Origin of the sequence: Escherichia sp. F1 (genome assembly GCF_046764225.1) — a bacterium.
GTDB classification, from domain to species: Bacteria; Pseudomonadota; Gammaproteobacteria; order Enterobacterales; family Enterobacteriaceae; genus Escherichia; species Escherichia coli.
In genome coordinates, this window is record NZ_CP177202.1 from 2,232,508 (window position 1) to 2,250,630 (window position 18,123).

At 49.0% G+C, this 18,123-nt stretch carries 19 protein-coding genes; 15 read left to right on the plus strand and 4 right to left on the minus strand.

What is annotated here, in order from left to right:
• The first annotated feature begins 41 nt into the window (after window positions 1-41).
• From ACK8NJ_RS10805 to ldtE, 8 genes are all read left to right on the plus strand, one after another.
• Window positions 42-230: a YdiH family protein gene (locus tag ACK8NJ_RS10805; RefSeq protein ID WP_001296104.1), complete on the plus strand. Its 189-nt coding sequence runs from the start codon at window positions 42-44 to the stop codon at window positions 228-230.
• Between the two features lie 548 nt (window positions 231-778).
• Window positions 779-1,147, plus strand: a complete 369-nt coding sequence (sufA, locus tag ACK8NJ_RS10810; protein WP_000367171.1) for a Fe-S cluster assembly scaffold SufA — start codon at window positions 779-781, stop codon at window positions 1,145-1,147.
• Window positions 1,148-1,155: 8 nt separating this feature from the next.
• Window positions 1,156-2,643: a Fe-S cluster assembly protein SufB gene (gene sufB / locus ACK8NJ_RS10815; RefSeq protein WP_001389790.1), complete on the plus strand. Its 1,488-nt coding sequence runs from the start codon at window positions 1,156-1,158 to the stop codon at window positions 2,641-2,643.
• Window positions 2,644-2,652: 9 nt separating this feature from the next.
• Entirely contained in the window at window positions 2,653-3,399 is a 747-nt protein-coding gene (gene sufC, locus ACK8NJ_RS10820) for a Fe-S cluster assembly ATPase SufC (protein WP_000948872.1), read from the plus strand.
• Window positions 3,374-4,645: a Fe-S cluster assembly protein SufD gene (gene sufD, locus ACK8NJ_RS10825; RefSeq protein WP_328115972.1), complete on the plus strand. Its 1,272-nt coding sequence runs from the start codon at window positions 3,374-3,376 to the stop codon at window positions 4,643-4,645. Before sufC ends, sufD begins: the two co-directional genes overlap by 26 nt.
• Complete coding sequence (sufS, locus tag ACK8NJ_RS10830; protein ID WP_001520612.1) at window positions 4,642-5,862, plus strand: cysteine desulfurase SufS; 1,221 nt, start codon at window positions 4,642-4,644, stop codon at window positions 5,860-5,862. The genes sufD and sufS overlap by 4 nt, the downstream gene beginning before the upstream one ends.
• A 12-nt stretch (window positions 5,863-5,874) precedes the next feature.
• Window positions 5,875-6,291 (plus strand): cysteine desulfuration protein SufE, encoded by a 417-nt coding sequence (gene sufE, locus ACK8NJ_RS10835; RefSeq protein ID WP_001196530.1) that lies wholly within the window; start codon window positions 5,875-5,877, stop codon window positions 6,289-6,291.
• 148 nt (window positions 6,292-6,439) lie between these two features.
• Entirely contained in the window at window positions 6,440-7,444 is a 1,005-nt protein-coding gene (ldtE, locus tag ACK8NJ_RS10840) for a L,D-transpeptidase LdtE (protein WP_000817111.1), read from the plus strand.
• A 64-nt stretch (window positions 7,445-7,508) separates the two neighbouring features.
• On the opposite strand, the gene lpp is transcribed toward ldtE, so the two are convergent.
• The 3 genes from lpp to ACK8NJ_RS10855 all read right to left on the minus strand — a co-directional run bounded on the left by lpp (window position 7,509) and on the right by ACK8NJ_RS10855 (window position 9,670).
• Window positions 7,509-7,745 carry a murein lipoprotein Lpp gene (gene lpp / locus ACK8NJ_RS10845; protein ID WP_000648420.1) on the minus strand — a complete coding sequence of 79 codons (237 nt, stop codon included), beginning with the start codon at window positions 7,743-7,745 and terminating at the stop codon, window positions 7,509-7,511.
• A gap of 310 nt (window positions 7,746-8,055) precedes the next feature.
• On the minus strand, window positions 8,056-9,468 hold the full coding sequence (pykF, locus tag ACK8NJ_RS10850; RefSeq protein WP_001295403.1) for a pyruvate kinase PykF: 1,413 nt from the start codon (window positions 9,466-9,468) through the stop codon (window positions 8,056-8,058).
• Window positions 9,469-9,475: 7 nt separating this feature from the next.
• A complete protein-coding gene (locus tag ACK8NJ_RS10855) occupies window positions 9,476-9,670 on the minus strand; it encodes a protein YnhH (RefSeq protein ID WP_240806354.1) in 195 nt (64 codons plus the stop codon).
• A gap of 354 nt (window positions 9,671-10,024) precedes the next feature.
• Here ACK8NJ_RS10855 and fumD point away from each other — a divergent pair, with 354 nt between their 5' ends.
• The 7 genes from fumD (at window position 10,025) to ydhT (ending at window position 16,420) form a co-directional block, all read left to right on the plus strand.
• Window positions 10,025-10,234, plus strand: a complete 210-nt coding sequence (gene fumD / locus ACK8NJ_RS10860) for a fumarate hydratase FumD (protein ID WP_000528342.1) — start codon at window positions 10,025-10,027, stop codon at window positions 10,232-10,234.
• A gap of 455 nt (window positions 10,235-10,689) precedes the next feature.
• A complete protein-coding gene (locus tag ACK8NJ_RS10865) occupies window positions 10,690-11,316 on the plus strand; it encodes a ferredoxin-like protein (RefSeq protein WP_063086044.1) in 627 nt (208 codons plus the stop codon).
• A gap of 20 nt (window positions 11,317-11,336) precedes the next feature.
• The gene (locus ACK8NJ_RS10870; RefSeq protein ID WP_001559192.1) at window positions 11,337-13,439 is read left to right on the plus strand and encodes an aldehyde ferredoxin oxidoreductase; all 2,103 of its coding nucleotides are present in this window, start codon (window positions 11,337-11,339) and stop codon (window positions 13,437-13,439) included.
• Window positions 13,440-13,451: 12 nt separating this feature from the next.
• Window positions 13,452-14,090 carry a YdhW family putative oxidoreductase system protein gene (locus ACK8NJ_RS10875; protein ID WP_001559190.1) on the plus strand — a complete coding sequence of 213 codons (639 nt, stop codon included), beginning with the start codon at window positions 13,452-13,454 and terminating at the stop codon, window positions 14,088-14,090.
• A 63-nt stretch (window positions 14,091-14,153) separates the two neighbouring features.
• Window positions 14,154-14,822: a 4Fe-4S dicluster domain-containing protein gene (locus ACK8NJ_RS10880; protein WP_001602609.1), complete on the plus strand. Its 669-nt coding sequence runs from the start codon at window positions 14,154-14,156 to the stop codon at window positions 14,820-14,822.
• The gene (gene phsC / locus ACK8NJ_RS10885) at window positions 14,819-15,604 is read left to right on the plus strand and encodes a thiosulfate reductase cytochrome B subunit (protein ID WP_001559187.1); all 786 of its coding nucleotides are present in this window, start codon (window positions 14,819-14,821) and stop codon (window positions 15,602-15,604) included. The genes ACK8NJ_RS10880 and phsC overlap by 4 nt, the downstream gene beginning before the upstream one ends.
• A gap of 3 nt (window positions 15,605-15,607) precedes the next feature.
• Window positions 15,608-16,420, plus strand: coding sequence for a protein YdhT (ydhT, locus tag ACK8NJ_RS10890; RefSeq protein WP_072648311.1), 813 nt, complete (start codon window positions 15,608-15,610; stop codon window positions 16,418-16,420).
• 5 nt (window positions 16,421-16,425) lie between these two features.
• On the opposite strand, the gene ACK8NJ_RS10895 is transcribed toward ydhT, so the two are convergent.
• A complete protein-coding gene (locus ACK8NJ_RS10895; protein ID WP_411962443.1) occupies window positions 16,426-18,036 on the minus strand; it encodes an FAD-NAD(P)-binding protein in 1,611 nt (536 codons plus the stop codon).
• Between the last annotated feature and the right edge of the window lie 87 nt (window positions 18,037-18,123).

An 18,123-nucleotide genomic window follows, 5' to 3' on the forward strand; every position in this document is an offset into this window, starting at 1 on the left:
GGTGGTATACTGTGCAGGTCTTGTCTAAAAGCGAGGATGCTATGTCTACTCAACTTGATCCCACCCAGCTGGCCATTGAATTTTTACGCCGTGACCAAAGCAATCTTTCACCTGCCCAATATCTCAAACGTCTGAAACAACTAGAACTTGAATTTGCTGACCTGCTTACTCTCTCTTCTGCTGAATTAAAAGAAGAAATCTACTTTGCCTGGCGTCTGGGCGTGCATTGATCCTGACTTGATGCCGCAATTTCGCCAAATCGACCTGGATTAACCTCCGTCCAGGTTCGATGGCCTTCTTAATACTGCTTATCTACCCGCCTGATATTGTTCAAAAATAATACTAATCGCAGTTTGTGTTAAAACGGCGGGTTAGCTTTATGAGATTATTCTTATCGCCCCTTCAAGAGCTAAGCCACTGAGAGTGCCGGAGATAAGCGCCGGATGGGGTAGAAACCCTTAAGCCTGTGTCGCACAGACTTAAGGGTTTTCTTATTTCTGAACGCTGCACTTTTTTACCTATCTCTTAAATAGTCATTTTCAATACAACTTTTTCTTTTTCATCACAGCCTTAATGCTCCTTAGATAATAATCATTATCTAACAATGAGATACCTAATTCTTAGCGTGCCTGTTAACCCACACATCAGGGTCTATGCTTATTAAAAGCAGGAAAAAAGCATGTTTTACGGTAAAGCCCCTGCGTTTGCTGGGTTGAACTGATAATCATTATCACTAACATGCTGTTATACGCTGAAAGCGATGAAGTGAGGTAAATCGATGGACATGCATTCAGGAACCTTTAATCCACAGGATTTCGCCTGGCAGGGCTTAACGCTGACACCCGCAGCCGCTGTCCACATCCGCGAGCTGGTGGCAAAGCAGCCGGGTATGGTCGGCGTGCGCTTAGGCGTGAAGCAAACGGGCTGCGCGGGCTTTGGCTATGTGCTCGACAGTGTTAGCGAGCCGGACAAAGACGATCTGCTGTTTGAACACGACGGCGCGAAGCTGTTTGTCCCGCTGCAAGCGATGCCGTTTATTGATGGCACGGAAGTCGATTTTGTTCGTGAAGGACTTAATCAGATATTCAAATTTCACAACCCTAAAGCCCAGAATGAATGTGGCTGTGGCGAAAGCTTTGGGGTATAGGCGGTACTATGTCTCGTAATACTGAAGCAACTGACGATGTCAAAACCTGGACCGGCGGCCCGCTGAATTATAAAGAAGGATTCTTCACCCAGTTAGCCACCGATGAGCTGGCAAAGGGGATAAACGAAGAGGTGGTGCGCGCAATTTCGGCGAAGCGTAATGAGCCGGAGTGGATGCTGGAGTTTCGTCTCAACGCCTATCGCGCATGGCTGGAGATGGAAGAACCGCACTGGTTGAAAGCGCACTACGACAAGCTGAATTATCAGGATTACAGCTACTACTCAGCACCATCGTGCGGTAATTGTGACGACACTTGTGCGTCTGAACCCGGCGTGGTGCAGCAAACTGGCGCGAACGCCTTTTTAAGTAAAGAGGTGGAGGCGGCGTTTGAGCAGTTGGGCGTTCCCGTGCGGGAAGGCAAAGAGGTGGCGGTGGACGCCATTTTCGACTCTGTTTCGGTTGCCACCACTTATCGCGAAAAACTGGCGGAACAGGGAATTATTTTCTGTTCCTTTGGCGAGGCGATCCACGATCACCCGGAACTGGTGCGTAAATATCTCGGCACCGTGGTGCCGGGGAATGACAACTTCTTTGCCGCACTTAATGCGGCGGTAGCCTCTGACGGTACGTTTATTTATGTGCCTAAAGGCGTGCGCTGCCCGATGGAACTTTCCACCTATTTTCGTATTAACGCGGAAAAAACCGGGCAGTTTGAGCGCACCATTCTGGTGGCCGACGAAGACAGCTACGTTAGCTACATTGAAGGCTGTTCCGCTCCGGTGCGTGACAGCTATCAGTTACACGCGGCGGTGGTGGAAGTCATCATCCATAAAAACGCCGAGGTGAAATATTCCACGGTACAAAACTGGTTCCCTGGCGATAACAACACCGGCGGTATTCTCAACTTCGTCACCAAGCGTGCTTTGTGCGAAGGCGAAAACAGCAAAATGTCATGGACGCAATCAGAAACCGGGTCAGCGATTACGTGGAAATATCCCAGCTGTATTTTGCGCGGCGATAACTCCATTGGTGAGTTTTACTCAGTGGCGCTGACCAGCGGTCATCAGCAAGCGGATACCGGCACCAAGATGATCCACATCGGTAAAAACACTAAATCGACCATTATCTCGAAAGGGATCTCTGCCGGACATAGTCAGAACAGTTATCGCGGCTTAGTGAAAATCATGCCGACGGCAACCAATGCGCGCAATTTCACTCAGTGCGACTCAATGCTGATTGGCGCTAATTGTGGGGCGCATACCTTCCCGTATGTCGAATGTCGCAATAACAGCGCACAACTGGAGCACGAGGCAACAACATCACGTATTGGTGAAGATCAACTGTTTTACTGCCTGCAACGCGGGATCAGCGAAGAAGACGCCATCTCGATGATTGTTAACGGTTTCTGCAAAGACGTGTTCTCAGAACTGCCGCTGGAATTTGCCGTTGAAGCACAAAAACTCCTCGCCATCAGTCTTGAACACAGCGTCGGATAAGGAATAAACATGTTAAGTATTAAAGATTTACACGTCAGCGTGGAAGATAAAGCTATCCTGCGTGGATTAAGCCTCGACGTTCGTCCCGGCGAAGTTCACGCCATTATGGGGCCAAACGGTTCTGGCAAAAGTACCTTATCGGCAACGCTTGCCGGGCGAGAAGATTATGAGGTGACGGGCGGCACGGTTGAGTTCAAAGGCAAAGATTTGCTTGCGCTGTCGCCGGAAGATCGTGCAGGTGAAGGCATCTTTATGGCCTTCCAGTATCCGGTGGAAATTCCCGGCGTCAGTAACCAGTTTTTCCTGCAAACGGCACTTAATGCGGTGCGCAGCTATCGCGGCCAGGAAACGCTCGACCGCTTTGATTTTCAGGATTTGATGGAAGAGAAAATCGCTCTCCTGAAGATGCCGGAGGATTTATTAACCCGTTCGGTAAACGTTGGTTTTTCCGGCGGCGAGAAAAAGCGCAACGATATTTTGCAAATGGCGGTGCTGGAACCGGAGTTATGTATTCTTGATGAGTCGGACTCCGGGCTGGATATTGACGCATTAAAAGTGGTTGCCGATGGCGTGAACTCGCTGCGTGACGGCAAGCGTTCATTCATCATTGTTACGCACTACCAACGCATTCTCGACTACATCAAGCCTGATTACGTCCATGTGCTGTATCAGGGACGAATTGTGAAATCCGGCGATTTCACGTTGGTCAAACAACTGGAGGAGCAGGGTTATGGCTGGCTTACCGAACAGCAGTAACGCGCTGCAACAGTGGCATCACTTGTTTGAAGCTGAAGGGACAAAACGCTCACCGCAAGCACAGCAGCATTTACAACAATTGCTGCGTACCGGACTGCCGACACGGAAACATGAAAACTGGAAATATACGCCGCTGGAAGGGCTGACCAATAGCCAGTTTGTCAGCATTGCGGGAGAGATATCCCCACAGCAGCGTGATGCCTTAGCGTTAACGTTAGACGCCGTGCGGCTGGTGTTTGTTGATGGACGTTACGTGCCCGCGCTGAGCGATGCAACTGAAGGCAGCGGATATGAAGTGAGCATTAACGATGACCGCCAGGGGTTACGCGACGCTATTCAGGCGGAAGTGTTTCTGCATTTGACGGAAAGCCTGGCGCAAAGCGTGACGCATATCGCCGTGAAGCGCGGTCAACGACCGGCAAAGCCATTGCTGTTAATGCATATTACCCAGGGCGTGGCAGGTGAAGAGGTCAACACTGCCCATTACCGACATCATCTGGATCTGGCGGAAGGTGCCGAAGCGACGGTGATCGAACATTTTGTCAGCCTTAATGATGCTCGTCATTTTACCGGGGCACGGTTCACTATCAATGTCGCAGCGAACGCCCACTTGCAGCATATCAAGCTGGCGTTTGAAAACCCGGTCAGTCACCACTTTGCCCATAACGATTTGTTGCTGGCTGACGATGCCACCGCATTTAGCCACAGTTTCCTGCTGGGTGGCGCAGTGTTACGACACAACACCAGTACGCAACTCAATGGCGAAAACAGCACGCTGCGGATCAATAGCCTGGCGATGCCGGTGAAAAACGAGGTGTGTGATACCCGTACATGGCTGGAACACAATAAAGGTTTTTGTAACAGCCGACAGTTGCACAAAACTATCGTCAGCGACAAAGGCCGCGCGGTATTTAACGGTTTGATCAACGTCGCGCAGCACGCCATCAAAACGGATGGTCAGATGACCAACAATAATCTGCTGATGGGCAAACTGGCAGAAGTGGATACGAAACCGCAGCTGGAAATCTATGCAGATGATGTGAAATGCAGCCACGGCGCGACGGTGGGGCGTATTGATGATGAACAGATGTTCTATCTGCGCTCGCGCGGGATCAATCAGCAGGATGCCCAGCAGATGATCATTTACGCCTTCGCTGCCGAACTGACGGAAGCACTGCGTGATGAGGGGCTTAAACAGCAGGTGCTGGCCCGAATCGGTCAACGGCTGCCAGGAGGTGCAAGATGACTTATTCCGTCGACAAAGTGCGGGCCGACTTTCCGGTGCTTTCGCGTGAGGTAAACGGTTTGCCGCTGGCTTATCTCGACAGCGCCGCCAGTGCACAGAAACCGAGCCAGGTGATTGACGCCGAGGCCGAGTTTTATCGTCATGGCTACGCGGCGGTGCATCGCGGTATTCATACCTTAAGCGCCCAGGCGACCGAGAAAATGGAGAACGTGCGCAAGCGGGCATCGCTGTTTATCAACGCCCGTTCGGCGGAAGAGCTGGTGTTCGTCCGCGGCACGACGGAAGGGATCAATCTGGTCGCCAATAGCTGGGGCAACAGCAATGTGCGGGCAGGCGATAACATCATCATCAGCCAGATGGAGCACCACGCTAACATTGTTCCCTGGCAGATGCTTTGTGCACGCGTTGGCGCAGAGCTGCGTGTGATCCCGCTCAACCCCGACGGTACGCTGCAACTGGAGACGCTGCCTACGCTGTTTGATGAGAAAACTCGTCTGCTGGCAATTACTCATGTCTCCAACGTGCTGGGAACGGAAAATCCGCTGGCGGAAATGATCACGCTTGCGCATCAGCATGGCGCAAAAGTACTGGTGGATGGCGCTCAGGCGGTGATGCATCATCCGGTGGATGTTCAGGCGCTGGATTGCGATTTTTACGTGTTCTCCGGGCATAAACTGTATGGACCCACCGGGATTGGCATTCTTTATGTCAAAGAAGCCTTGTTGCAGGAGATGCCGCCGTGGGAAGGGGGCGGTTCTATGATCGCCACCGTCAGCCTGAGTGAAGGCACTACCTGGACCAAAGCACCTTGGCGGTTTGAAGCCGGTACACCCAATACCGGGGGCATCATTGGTCTTGGCGCGGCGCTGGAGTATGTTTCGGCGCTGGGGCTTAATAACATAGCCGAGTATGAACAGAATCTGATGCACTACGCGCTATCACAGCTGGAATCTGTACCGGATCTCACTCTCTATGGCCCGCAGAACAGGCTTGGCGTTATTGCTTTTAATCTCGGTAAACACCACGCCTATGATGTTGGCAGTTTTCTCGATAATTACGGCATTGCTGTGCGTACCGGACATCACTGCGCAATGCCATTGATGGCCTATTACAACGTTCCTGCTATGTGTCGGGCGTCGCTGGCCATGTATAACACCCATGAAGAAGTGGATCGTCTGGTGACCGGCCTGCAACGTATTCACCGTTTGCTGGGATAACAGGGAGGCACTATGGCTTTATTGCCGGATAAAGAAAAATTGCTGCGTAATTTTTTACGCTGCGCCAACTGGGAAGAGAAATATCTCTACATTATTGAGCTGGGCCAGCGTCTGCCAGAATTACGCGACGAAGACCGAAGCCCACAAAATAGCATTCAGGGCTGCCAGAGTCAGGTGTGGATTGTCATGCGCCAGAATGCGCAGGGAATTATTGAATTGCAGGGTGACAGCGATGCGGCGATTGTGAAAGGGCTTATTGCGGTCGTCTTTATTCTCTACGATCAGATGACGCCGCAGGATATTGTCAATTTCGATGTGCGTCCGTGGTTTGAAAAAATGGCGCTGACCCAACATCTCACCCCATCTCGTTCACAAGGTCTGGAAGCGATGATTCGCGCAATTCGCGCCAAAGCCGCTGCACTTAGCTAAACTAAAGGGACAGCTTTCATCCGGTTGGCTCACATTGCCGGATGGTCAATGTTTACACTGACCTGCACAGGAGTGTTTTGGTTTCAGGTGAACATAAGTACCATCCGACGTTTCAGCGTGAGTCTCCGGCAAATACAGGAGGTTTACAATGAAACGCGCGTCTTTGCTTACACTCACGCTTATCGGCGCTTTTAGCGCCATCCAGGCTGCCTGGGCGGTTGATTATCCGCTACCTCCAACCGGAAGCCGACTGGTTGGGCAAAATCAAACGTATACGGTGCAAGAAGGGGATAAAAACCTTCAGGCCATCGCCCGACGTTTTGATACTGCGGCAATGTTGATCCTTGAAGCCAATAACACTATCGCCCCGGTGCCAAAACCTGGTACGACGATAACTATTCCTTCGCAACTGTTATTACCTGATGCGCCGCGTCAGGGGATTATCGTTAACCTGGCAGAGCTGCGCCTTTATTATTATCCGCCGGGAGAAAATATCGTGCAGGTCTATCCGATAGGTATTGGTTTGCAGGGGCTGGAAACGCCAGTGATGGAAACGCGTGTGGGGCAGAAAATCCCTAACCCAACCTGGACGCCTACGGCGGGCATTCGTCAGCGTTCGCTGGAGCGTGGCATTAAATTACCGCCAGTCGTTCCTGCCGGGCCAAATAACCCACTAGGACGTTACGCACTGCGCCTCGCGCATGGTAATGGCGAATACCTCATTCATGGCACCAGTGCGCCGGACAGCGTCGGTTTGCGCGTCAGTTCAGGGTGTATTCGCATGAATGCACCGGATATTAAAGCCTTATTCTCCAGCGTGCGGACGGGAACGCCGGTGAAAGTGATCAACGAACCGGTGAAATATTCCGTGGAACCGAACGGGATGCGTTATGTTGAAGTACATCGACCACTATCAGCAGAAGAACAGCAGAACGTTCAGACAATGCCATACACACTGCCAGCAGGCTTTACGCAATTTAAAGACAATAAGGGTGTAGATCAGAAATTAGTCGATAAAGCGTTGTATCGTCGGGCAGGGTATCCGGTTTCGGTGAGCAGTGGAGCAACTCCCGCAGCCAGCAATGCGCCTTCAGTAGAGTCAGCGCAGAATGGTGAACCAGAGCAAGGGAATATGTTACGCGCGACTCAGTAGCGGTAAATGGCAGGCAAAAAAAAATGGCGCACAATGTGCGCCATTTTTCACTTCACAGGTACTATTACTTGCGGTATTTAGTAGCCATGTTGTCCAGACGCTGGTTAGCACGAGCTGCGTCATCTTTAGCAGCCTGAACGTCGGAACGCATTGCGTTCACGTCGTTGCTCAGCTGGTCAACTTTAGCGTTCAGAGTCTGAACGTCAGAAGACAGCTGATCGATTTTAGCGTTGCTGGAGCAACCTGCCAGCAGAGTAGAACCCAGGATTACCGCGCCCAGTACCAGTTTAGTAGCTTTCATTATTAATACCCTCTAGATTGAGTTAATCTCCATGTAGCGTTACAAGTATTACACAAAGTTTTTTATGTTGAGAATATTTTTTTGATGGGAAGGCACTTATTTTTGATCGTTCGCTCAAAGAAGCATCGAACGCTGGGTTTTAGATAAAAAAATTGAGAGAAAACAGGATGCTTCCATCGGATTCATCTTAGATAAAGTGAGATTATATAGTGAAATCCGATTTGATTTTTTATTGCTTCTGGTTATCGATTAAATAAAAAAAGCGCCCATCAGGGCGCTTCGATATACAAATTAATTCACAAAAGCAATATTACAGGACGTGAACAGATGCGGTGTTAGTAGTGCCGCTCGGTACCAGTGCACCAGAAACCATAACTACGACGTCACCTTTGTGTGCCAGACCGCTCTGCAGAGCCAGTTCTTTACCCAGACGGTAGAAATCATCAGTAGAAGTGATCTCTTTAACCAGCTGCGGCACAACGCCTTTGCTCAGTACCAACTGATGAGCCGTTTTTTCGTTGGTGGTCAGTGCCAGGATGGTGGCATCCGGGAAGTATTTACGTACTGCGCGAGCAGATTTACCGCCCTGGGTAGCAACCACGATCAGCGGGGCATCCAGTTTTTCAGCAGTTTCAACGGCACCACGGCATACCGCTTCGGTAATGCGCAGTTTACGGTTGTCATTGTTGAACTCGAGACGGCTGTTCATCACGCGGTCGGTACGTTCGCAGATGGTCGCCATGATAGAAACCGCTTCCAGCGGGTATTTACCTTTTGCGGATTCACCAGACAGCATCACTGCGTCAGTACCGTCGAGGATGGCGTTTGCAACGTCACCGGCTTCTGCGCGAGTCGGGCGTGGGTTTTTAATCATGGAATCCAGCATCTGGGTCGCAGTGATAACGACTTTACGTGCACGGATACATTTTTCGATCATCATCTTCTGGGCGAAGATAACTTCTTCTACCGGGATTTCTACACCCAGGTCGCCACGCGCAACCATGATGCCGTCAGAGGCTTCGAGGATTTCGTCGAAGTTGTTGAGGCCTTCCTGGTTTTCGATTTTCGAGATGATGTGGATGTTTTCGCCGCCGTGCGCTTTCAGGTGTTCACGGATTTCGATAACGTCAGAACGCTTACGAATAAAGGAAGCAGCAACAAAGTCTACGCCTTGTTCGCAACCAAAGATCAGGTCCTGTTTGTCTTTTTCAGCCAGTGCTGGCAGGGCAATGGAAACGCCAGGCAGGTTCACACCTTTGTTTTCACCCAGGTCGCCGTTGTTCAGCACTTTACAGATAACTTTGTTACCTTCAATGGCAGTAACTTCCATACCGATCAGACCATCGTCAACCAGTACGGTGTTGCCAACAGACAGGTCAGTAGTGAAACCTTCATACGTTACCGCAACCATTTCGCTGTTGCCGATAACAGATTTATCAGTGGTGAAAGTAAAGGTCTGACCCGCTTTCAGAGAAACGTCGTTACCGCCTTCCAGTTTCATGGTGCGGATTTCCGGACCTTTGGTATCAAGCAGGATAGCGGCGGTTTTACCAGTTTTGCTCATCACGTTGCGCAGATTCTGAATGCGCTGACCGTGTTCTGCATAGTCACCATGAGAGAAGTTCAGACGCATAACGTTCATGCCAGCGTCCAGCATTTTAGCTAACATCTCTTCAGATTCGGTTTTCGGTCCGATGGTGCAAACAATTTTGGTCTTTTTCATGACAGTCTTAGTCTTTAAGTTGAGAAGGATGGGAGAAACTTGCTTTCTGGGCGCACTGCCGGAAAGCGAATCCGGTATTACGAAAGTGGTGGTGCCTCGCTCTAAGGATAGGTGACATCGAAAAAGCGTGCAGAGGAATGTGTGCTTGTGTCTCAGCCCAACGTGAGTGCCTGTTTTTGAGTCGTTGAGTTCTACAGTCCAAAGTGCTGAAACCATTCAAGAGTCAATTGGCGCGCATTATACGCTGAAATTAATCCAAAAGGAAAACAAAAACAGCGTTTCAAAAAATATACAACTTGTAAGACAATAAATTGTTATCAAAGATTTAACGTTCCAGGGAAAAGGTTACGCAAAAACTTCGCTGTTTGCGCAACGTCTGGTGCCGGGGTTGTCACTGTGAAGATAAGTGAAAGTTCATCCGGTGTATAAATACATCATCGCTCAATTGCTACAGTTAAAATAATTTATCGCGTTATTTGTCTGATTTTGTTTGATTTTTGTCTAATTGGTTAGATTGATATATGCTGATAGTTGGCATGATAAATAGGTATAAAGAATGGGAAATCGGACAAAAGAGGATGAACTGTACCGAGAAATGTGCAGAGTTGTCGGTAAAGTTGTGCTGGAAATGCGCGATCTGGGGCAGGAACCAAAGCATATTGTTATCGCAGGCGTATTACGTACAGCATTAGCCAATAAACGCATTCAGCGCAGTGAGCTGGAAAAGCAGGCGATGGAAACCGTCATTAACGCACTGGTAAAATGACCATTCAGGATGAGGCGATAAGCTTCATCCTGATATTCTTGCTTCAGTTGCGGTCCAGTTAATCATTCTAAATAACAACTGCTGAAATTATACGAATTTCGGTATGTATTTTAATTTATAGCGATAATGTTATTTTTATTTTCTGCAATGAACGTCACAAATAATTGTCGCTTAAGTTAAATTTATTTCAAATGATAATAAATATCAGTTCACTTATAATTTCTTGCTTTGTAATTTTAATTGATAACGATCAATGTTAAGGGCTCAGAATAATCACATTATTTTTTCTCCTAACCATAAAGGATTAGTTTATCGGCGTTAAATCTTTTCTCATACACTATCGGGTTAGGGAAAATATCTGGTGTTGGGGACAGAGTCAGCAGCGTATTAGTTGAATGCTTAATATCAGGCTGCTGAATTGTCAGCACTGTGTTTGCGAAGAGGATGCGAAATAAATGAACCCGGTTGATCGTCCACTATTAGATATTGGCTTAACGCGATTAGAATTCTTGCGTATATCAGGAAAAGGCCTTGCTGGTCTAACAATTGCCCCTGCGTTACTGTCACTTTTGGGTTGCAAACAGGAAGATATTGATAGCGGCACAGTAGGGTTGATAAATACACCCAAAGGGGTGCTGGTGACCCAGCGAGCGCGATGCACGGGTTGCCACCGCTGTGAAATCTCTTGTACCAACTTCAACGATGGCTCAGTAGGGACATTCTTCTCCCGTATCAAAATCCATCGCAATTATTTCTTTGGCGACAACGGGGTTGGCTCTGGCGGCGGCCTGTATGGCGATCTCAACTATACCGCGGACACCTGCCGTCAATGCAAAGAGCCGCAATGCATGAACGTCTGCCCGATTGGTGCGATTACCTGGCAGCAGAAAGAAGGGTGTATTACCGTCGATCATAAACGTTGTATTGGCTGTAGCGCCTGTACTACGGCATGCCCGTGGATGATGGCCACCGTAAATGCCGAAAGTAAAAAATCCTCGAAATGTGTGTTATGCGGTGAATGCGCAAACGCCTGCCCAACAGGGGCGTTAAAAATTATCGAGTGGAAAGATATTACTGTGTGAATCTTGCAAAGGAAAAAATCATGGCTAACGGTTGGACAGGTAATATATTAAGAGTCAATCTCACGACAGGAAATATTACCCTCGAAGATTCCAGTAAGTTTAAAAGTTTTGTCGGTGGTATGGGCTTCGGCTACAAAATTATGTATGACGAAGTACCGCCAGGCACGAAACCTTTCGATGAAGCGAATAAATTAGTCTTTGCTACCGGCCCATTAACTGGATCTGGTGCCCCCTGTAGTTCTCGCGTAAATATCACCTCACTTTCTACTTTTACCAAAGGAAATTTAGTCGTCGATGCCCATATGGGGGGCTTTTTTGCAGCGCAAATGAAATTCGCTGGATACGACGTCATTATTATCGAAGGGAAAGCGAAATCACCGGTATGGCTGAATATTAAAGATGACAAAGTTAGCCTGGAAAAAGCCGATTTCTTATGGGGAAAAGGGACACGCGCAACTACGGAAGAGATTTGTCGATTGACCAGCCCTGAAACCTGTGTGGCGGCTATTGGTCAGGCTGGGGAAAACCTTGTTCCTCTCTCTGGCATGTTGAATAGCCGTAACCACAGCGGTGGTGCGGGAACTGGCGCAATAATGGGTTCGAAAAACCTGAAAGCGATTGCGGTTGAAGGGACGAAAGGGGTAAACATTGCCGATCGTCAGGAGATGAAGCGTCTCAACGATTACATGATGACTGAACTTATCGGTGCGAATAACAACCATGTCGTGCCAAGTACGCCGCAATCGTGGGCAGAGTATTCAGATCCCAAGTCACGTTGGACAGCACGTAAAGGGCTGTTTTGGGGGGCGGCTGAAGGTGGTCCGATTGAAACGGGGGAAATTCCGCCAGGCAATCAGAACACGGTCGGCTTTCGTACCTATAAATCCGTTTTTGACTTAGGTCCGGCGGCAGAGAAATACACAGTAAAAATGAGCGGCTGCCACTCTTGCCCGATCCGTTGTATGACCCAAATGAATATTCCTCGGGTGAAAGAGTTTGGCGTGCCCAGCACAGGTGGTAACACTTGTGTAGCCAACTTTGTCCATACCACCATCTTCCCGAACGGTCCGAAAGATTTTGAAGATAAAGACGATGGTCGTGTGATTGGTAACCTGGTTGGTCTGAATCTGTTCGATGACTACGGGCTATGGTGTAACTACGGTCAGCTACATCGCGACTTTACCTATTGTTACAGCAAAGGGGTGTTCAAGCGTGTTCTGCCTGCTGAAGAGTATGCGGAAATTCGCTGGGATCAACTGGAAGCGGGTGACGTTAACTTCATTAAAGATTTTTACTACCGTCTGGCGCATCGCGTGGGTGAGCTGAGTCACCTGGCTGATGGTTCATATGCCATCGCAGAACGCTGGAATTTGGGTGAAGAGTATTGGGGCTACGCGAAAAATAAACTCTGGTCGCCGTTTGGCTATCCAGTTCACCACGCCAATGAAGCGTCAGCGCAGGTCGGCTCCATTGTTAACTGTATGTTCAACCGTGACTGCATGACGCATACCCATATCAACTTTATTGGTTCCGGCTTGCCATTGAAACTGCAACGTGAAGTGGCGAAAGAACTTTTTGGTTCTGAAGATGCTTACGATGAAACCAAAAACTACACGCCAATCAATGACGCAAAAATTAAATATGCTAAGTGGTCGCTGTTGCGGGTCTGTTTGCATAACGCCGTCACCCTGTGCAACTGGGTCTGGCCAATGACCGTTTCGCCGCTGAAAAACCGTAATTACCGGGGCGATCTGGCGCTTGAAGCCAAATTCTTCAAAGCGATCACTGGCGAAGATATGACTCAGGAAAAATTAGATTTAGCTGCAGAGCGTATCTTTACGTTGCATCGCGCCTACACGGTAAAACTGATGCAAACCAAAGATATGCGTAATGAACACGATCTTATCTGTTCCTGGGTATTCGACAAGGATCCGCAGATCCCGGCCTTTACTGAAGGTACTGACAAAATGGATCGTGACGATATGCATGCTTCGCTCACGATGTTCTACAAAGAAATGGGCTGGGACCCACAGCTTGGTTGTCCGACCCGCGAAACATTGCAGCGTCTGGGGCTGGAAGATATTGCCGCCGATCTGGCAGCACACAATCTACTGCCTGCATAAGGAATGGGTGAGATGAACCATCAGGATGTCTTGCCGTTAGCGGAAGTCAGCGAAATTGACGAGGCGAAGCGGCAATGGTTGCAGGGGATGCGTCACCCCGTTGATACGGTAACCGAACCAGAACCGGCTGAAATCCTGGCAGAGTTCATTCGTCAGCATTCTGCGGCTGGGCAGCTGGTGGCGCGCGCCGTGTTTCTCTCGCCACCCTATTCGGTTGCAGAAGAGGAACTGTCAGTTTTGCTGGAAAGCATTAAGCAGAACGGAGACCACGCGGATATCGCTTGTTTGACGGGAAGCCAGGATGATTACTATTACTCAACGCAGGCCATGAGTGAAAACTACGCGGCGATGTCTTTGCAAGTTGTGGAGCAGGACATTTGTCGCGCCATTGCACACGCCGTTCGTTTTGAGTGCCAGACGTATCCTCGTCCTTACAAAGTCGCCATGCTGATGCAAGCGCCATATTACTTCCAGGAAGCGCAGATTGAAGCCGCGATCGCCGCGATGGATATTGCACCTGAATATGCCGATATACGGCAGGTGGAGTCATCGACGGCGGTGTTGTACTTGTTTAGCGAGCGATTTATGACCTATGGCAAGGCGTATGGCTTATGCGAATGGTTCGAGGTAGAGCAGTTTCAGAACCCCTGAAATTTCAGGGAGATGTCATGGATAGGGTGGACAGTAGCAGCCACTGCATTAGGGGATAATCAGATGTCCTTCACTCGACGCAAATTTGTTCTGGGGATGGGAACAGTAATCTTTTTTACTGGTTCTGCGTCTTCTCTGTTAGCGAACACGAGGCAAGAAAAGGAAGTTCGGTATGCCATGATTCATGACGAGTCACGGTGCAATGGCTGTAATATTTGCGCCCGCGCATGCCGTAAAACTAACCACGTCCCCGCTCAGGGAAGCCGTTTATCGATAGCACACATTCCAGTCACCGATAACGACAACGAAACGCAGTATCACTTTTTTCGCCAGTCATGCCAGCACTGTGAAGATGCTCCTTGCATCGACGTTTGCCCGACAGGGGCGTCGTGGCGTGATGAGCAGGGGATCGTGCGGGTAGAAAAATCGCAGTGCATCGGCTGCAGTTATTGCATTGGCGCTTGCCCGTATCAGGTTCGCTACCTTAACCCTGTCACTAAAGTGGCAGATAAATGTGATTTCTGCGCTGAGTCCCGACTGGCAAAAGGCTTTCCGCCCATTTGCGTTAGCGCCTGCCCGGAACATGCATTGATCTTTGGTCGCGAAGATAGCCCAGAAATTCAAGCGTGGTTGCAAGAAAATAAATACTATCAATATCAGCTACCTGGTGCCGGGAAACCGCATCTGTATCGCCGATTCGGTCAACATTTGATTAAAAAGGAAAATGTATGAACCCGTCGCAACATGCTGAACAGTTTCAGAGCCTGTTGGCGAACTATGTGCCACAGTTCACTCCCGAATTTTGGCCGGTGTGGTTGATCATTGCCGGACTATTGCTGGTTGGGATGTGGTTGGTGCTGGGGCTGCATGCCTTGCTTCGTGCTCGTGGCGTGAAGAAATCAGCCACCGATCATGGTGAGAAGATTTATCTTTACAGCAAAGCGGTCAGATTATGGCACTGGTCGAATGCGTTACTCTTTGTATTGTTGCTGGCAAGTGGGCTGATAAATCACTTTGCGCTGGTGGGCGCAACTGCGGTTAAAAGTCTGGTTGCGGTGCATGAAGTTTGCGGATTTTTGTTACTGGCATGCTGGCTTGGCTTTGTTCTGATCAATGCCGTTGGGGGTAATGGTCACCACTATCGCATTCGTCGTCAGGGTTGGCTGGAGCGAGCGGCAAAACAAACGCGATTTTATTTGTTTGGTATTATGCAGGGGGAAGAACATCCTTTCCCGGCAACAACACAGTCTAAATTTAATCCCTTACAGCAGGTCGCCTATGTTGGTGTCATGTATGGATTGCTGCCGTTGTTACTATTGACGGGGCTGCTGTGTCTCTATCCGCAAGCCGTGGGAGATGTGTTTCCTGGCGTAAGATACTGGTTATTGCAGGCGCATTTTGCTCTGGCATTTATAAGCCTCTTTTTTATCTTCGGTCATCTTTATCTTTGCACCACGGGGCGTACGCCACACGAAACCTTTAAAAGCATGGTCGATGGCTATCACCGGCACTAACGAATGATCATTACACGAGCAGACCTGCGAGAATGGCGTATCGGAGCGGTGATGTATCGCTGGTTCCTGCGCCATTTCCCACGCGGCGGTAGTTATGCCGATATTCATCATGCACTGATTGAGGAAGGATATACGGACTGGGCGGAGAGTCTGGTTGAGTATGCGTGGAAAAAATGGCTGGCGGATGAAAACTTCGCGCATCAGGAAGTTTCCTCTATGCAAAAATTGGCCACAGATCCCGGAGAGAGAGCATTTTGCAGTCAGTTTGCCCGCAGCGACGATCATGCTCGCATCGGCTGTTGTGACGATAACGCCAGAATCGCAACCGCTGGGTATGCTGCACAAATTGCCAGTATGGGTTATAGCGTGCGGATTGGAAGTGTCGGCTTTAACAGTCACATTGGCAGCTCCGGTGAACGCGCACGGGTTGCTGTAACCGGTAATTCTTCGCGGATAAGCAGCGCTGGAGATAGTAGTCGGATTGCGAATACTGGAATGCGAGTACGCGTTTGTACATTGGGTGAACGATGTCATGTCGCCAGTAATGGTGACCTGGTGCAAATCGCCAGCTTTGGCGCAAACGCCAGAATTGCCAACAGCGGCGACAATGTACACATCATTGCCAGCGGTGAAGATTCAACAATAGTGAGCACGGGCGTGGTCGACTCAATTATTCTCGGGCCAGGAGGAAGCGCCGCACTGGCATATCATGACGGCGAAAGAGTTCGCTTCGCCGTCGCCATTGAAGGTGAAAACAATATTCGAGCTGGAGTCCGCTATCGCCTTAATGAACAGCATCAGTTTGTTGAGTGCTGATAGCTTTACATTTGATCAAACGAAAGACGCCGACGAGCACGGGATGCAGGATTTACGACCGCCTGAGCCATCGCCTCACCAATTTCTGCACATGCCGTAAGTCCCTGTACGAATGGCTGGTCGTGCATCAACCAGGGCAACGCGCCGAACGCTACGCGCCCACGAATTTCTTCGGGTTGCTGTAGCGTATAATCTTCGCCAACATCAGGGATTTCATCCCCTGTTTTCTGTAATTGTTCGCGTAGTCCAGGGAAAGGAATATCTTTCACTTTAAGCGGACGCTGCCCGCGGGCATCAATAAAAACGTCAAACGAGTAGCTGTTGTCTTCCGTTTTCAGGACGGTGCGCGACTCATTAATTTCCATTTCGTAGTCTTCACCGAGGGCGAGAATATGAATGATTCCCGCTTCACGTAAGGCCAGTAGTCGACGAATAGACTCTGAAGGGATTGCCGCATAATTATCGATGAAAACCCGGGCAAGGCCTTTACTGAACCGTTTATGGTCGTGTTCATTCAGATGAGGAACAATTTCCTGTACGGCTTCATGCAGGCGCAGAATGACATAACGCCAGGGAACAGTATGTTTTTCTCGTTTATTGCGTTCGACTTCCTGGAGATTTTTTTCTGCCCAGTCAAATGGGTCGCGTTGTTTGCGCTCGGCAAACCAGGCTTGAGCAAAGGAGTCGACATTCAGGCTCTCTAAGGCTATGCGTTGGCTCCAGCCTGGATCAGCAAACTTGATTTCCTCTACTATCAATCTAAATACCCGATCCAAAAGGCCATATTCGCCTTTTTGAATCTCAGCATTTAATGCCTGATCAGTGACGATGTGTAAGGGCTCGTAGGGAATAGGGCAATAGAAATCGGCTTCGGGTAAAATACCTGTGCGCGACATTAACATAATATTTAGCTTTTCACTTGCGTTATCGCGGTGAAAAATGACGTGTTGTTTATCATCTTCAATGAACGAACCATGCTGAATAGCCACTGCCATTGCCGCATCCAGTCCGCTCAAGGATGTTCCCATAATACCCACGTTACACGCATCGACCTTTGCTTCCATCAGGCCTGACCACGGGCTGGGAAAGTACGTTCTGGTTGCTTCTTCTTCATCAGGCCAGACGTGACCCGTCGCGATCACTGCTAAATCAAACGTCTCGCTGGGTAAATCCTGATTTGTAGCGAGCATGACGCCAGCATTTGTAATTTGCAGATCGGTAACCTGGCATGATTCATAAACAGCCACCGCAAATTTTTGCTGTCGTGCCTGGTCTACTAATCGTAAAAATTGATCGCGGAAATATTCGCCCAGCAGAATTCGCGGTAAAAACTGACGATCGTGCAAGGTTTCTTTTTTAACGCCATAACGCTGGAGATGGCTGACTTCTTGCTTTTGTAGCCATTCGAGATACGTACAATAAATCGGCGGTATTTCAATACTGGCAATATTTGCCAGCATCAGTTTTGAGTTTTCCTCATCACTGTATGGCATCCCGACACCGGCTTCATCAGCCTGCTCGAAGATAGAAATAGAAAGTGGAGTTTGTTGCTGTAGAAGCGAGAATAAGGTGTAGATCCCCGTAGGCCCGGCACCCACAATAGCAATTTTTTTCATTGTTACTTACCTGTACGCATTCTTTCGAATTTAGTGTTATCAGATAAGTTTGGTTGAGATTTTTAGAATTTGAGAAATTTCAGACAG

Coding starts and splice junctions, on each gene's coding strand:
- sufC (WP_000948872.1), top strand. CDS start 2,653: ATGTTAAGTATTAAAGATTTACACGTCAGCGTGGAAGATAAAGCTATC.
- sufB (WP_001389790.1), top strand. CDS start 1,156: ATGTCTCGTAATACTGAAGCAACTGACGATGTCAAAACCTGGACCGGC.
- sufE (WP_001196530.1), top strand. CDS start 5,875: ATGGCTTTATTGCCGGATAAAGAAAAATTGCTGCGTAATTTTTTACGC.
- ACK8NJ_RS10870 (WP_001559192.1), top strand. CDS start 11,337: ATGGCTAACGGTTGGACAGGTAATATATTAAGAGTCAATCTCACGACA.
- ydhT (WP_072648311.1), top strand. CDS start 15,608: ATGATCATTACACGAGCAGACCTGCGAGAATGGCGTATCGGAGCGGTG.
- lpp (WP_000648420.1), bottom strand. CDS start 7,745: ATGAAAGCTACTAAACTGGTACTGGGCGCGGTAATCCTGGGTTCTACT.
- ACK8NJ_RS10805 (WP_001296104.1), top strand. CDS start 42: ATGTCTACTCAACTTGATCCCACCCAGCTGGCCATTGAATTTTTACGC.
- sufS (WP_001520612.1), top strand. CDS start 4,642: ATGACTTATTCCGTCGACAAAGTGCGGGCCGACTTTCCGGTGCTTTCG.
- fumD (WP_000528342.1), top strand. CDS start 10,025: ATGGGAAATCGGACAAAAGAGGATGAACTGTACCGAGAAATGTGCAGA.
- ACK8NJ_RS10880 (WP_001602609.1), top strand. CDS start 14,154: ATGTCCTTCACTCGACGCAAATTTGTTCTGGGGATGGGAACAGTAATC.
- ldtE (WP_000817111.1), top strand. CDS start 6,440: ATGAAACGCGCGTCTTTGCTTACACTCACGCTTATCGGCGCTTTTAGC.
- phsC (WP_001559187.1), top strand. CDS start 14,819: ATGAACCCGTCGCAACATGCTGAACAGTTTCAGAGCCTGTTGGCGAAC.
- ACK8NJ_RS10895 (WP_411962443.1), bottom strand. CDS start 18,036: ATGAAAAAAATTGCTATTGTGGGTGCCGGGCCTACGGGGATCTACACC.
- ACK8NJ_RS10875 (WP_001559190.1), top strand. CDS start 13,452: ATGAACCATCAGGATGTCTTGCCGTTAGCGGAAGTCAGCGAAATTGAC.
- pykF (WP_001295403.1), bottom strand. CDS start 9,468: ATGAAAAAGACCAAAATTGTTTGCACCATCGGACCGAAAACCGAATCT.
- sufA (WP_000367171.1), top strand. CDS start 779: ATGGACATGCATTCAGGAACCTTTAATCCACAGGATTTCGCCTGGCAG.
- sufD (WP_328115972.1), top strand. CDS start 3,374: ATGGCTGGCTTACCGAACAGCAGTAACGCGCTGCAACAGTGGCATCAC.
- ACK8NJ_RS10865 (WP_063086044.1), top strand. CDS start 10,690: ATGAACCCGGTTGATCGTCCACTATTAGATATTGGCTTAACGCGATTA.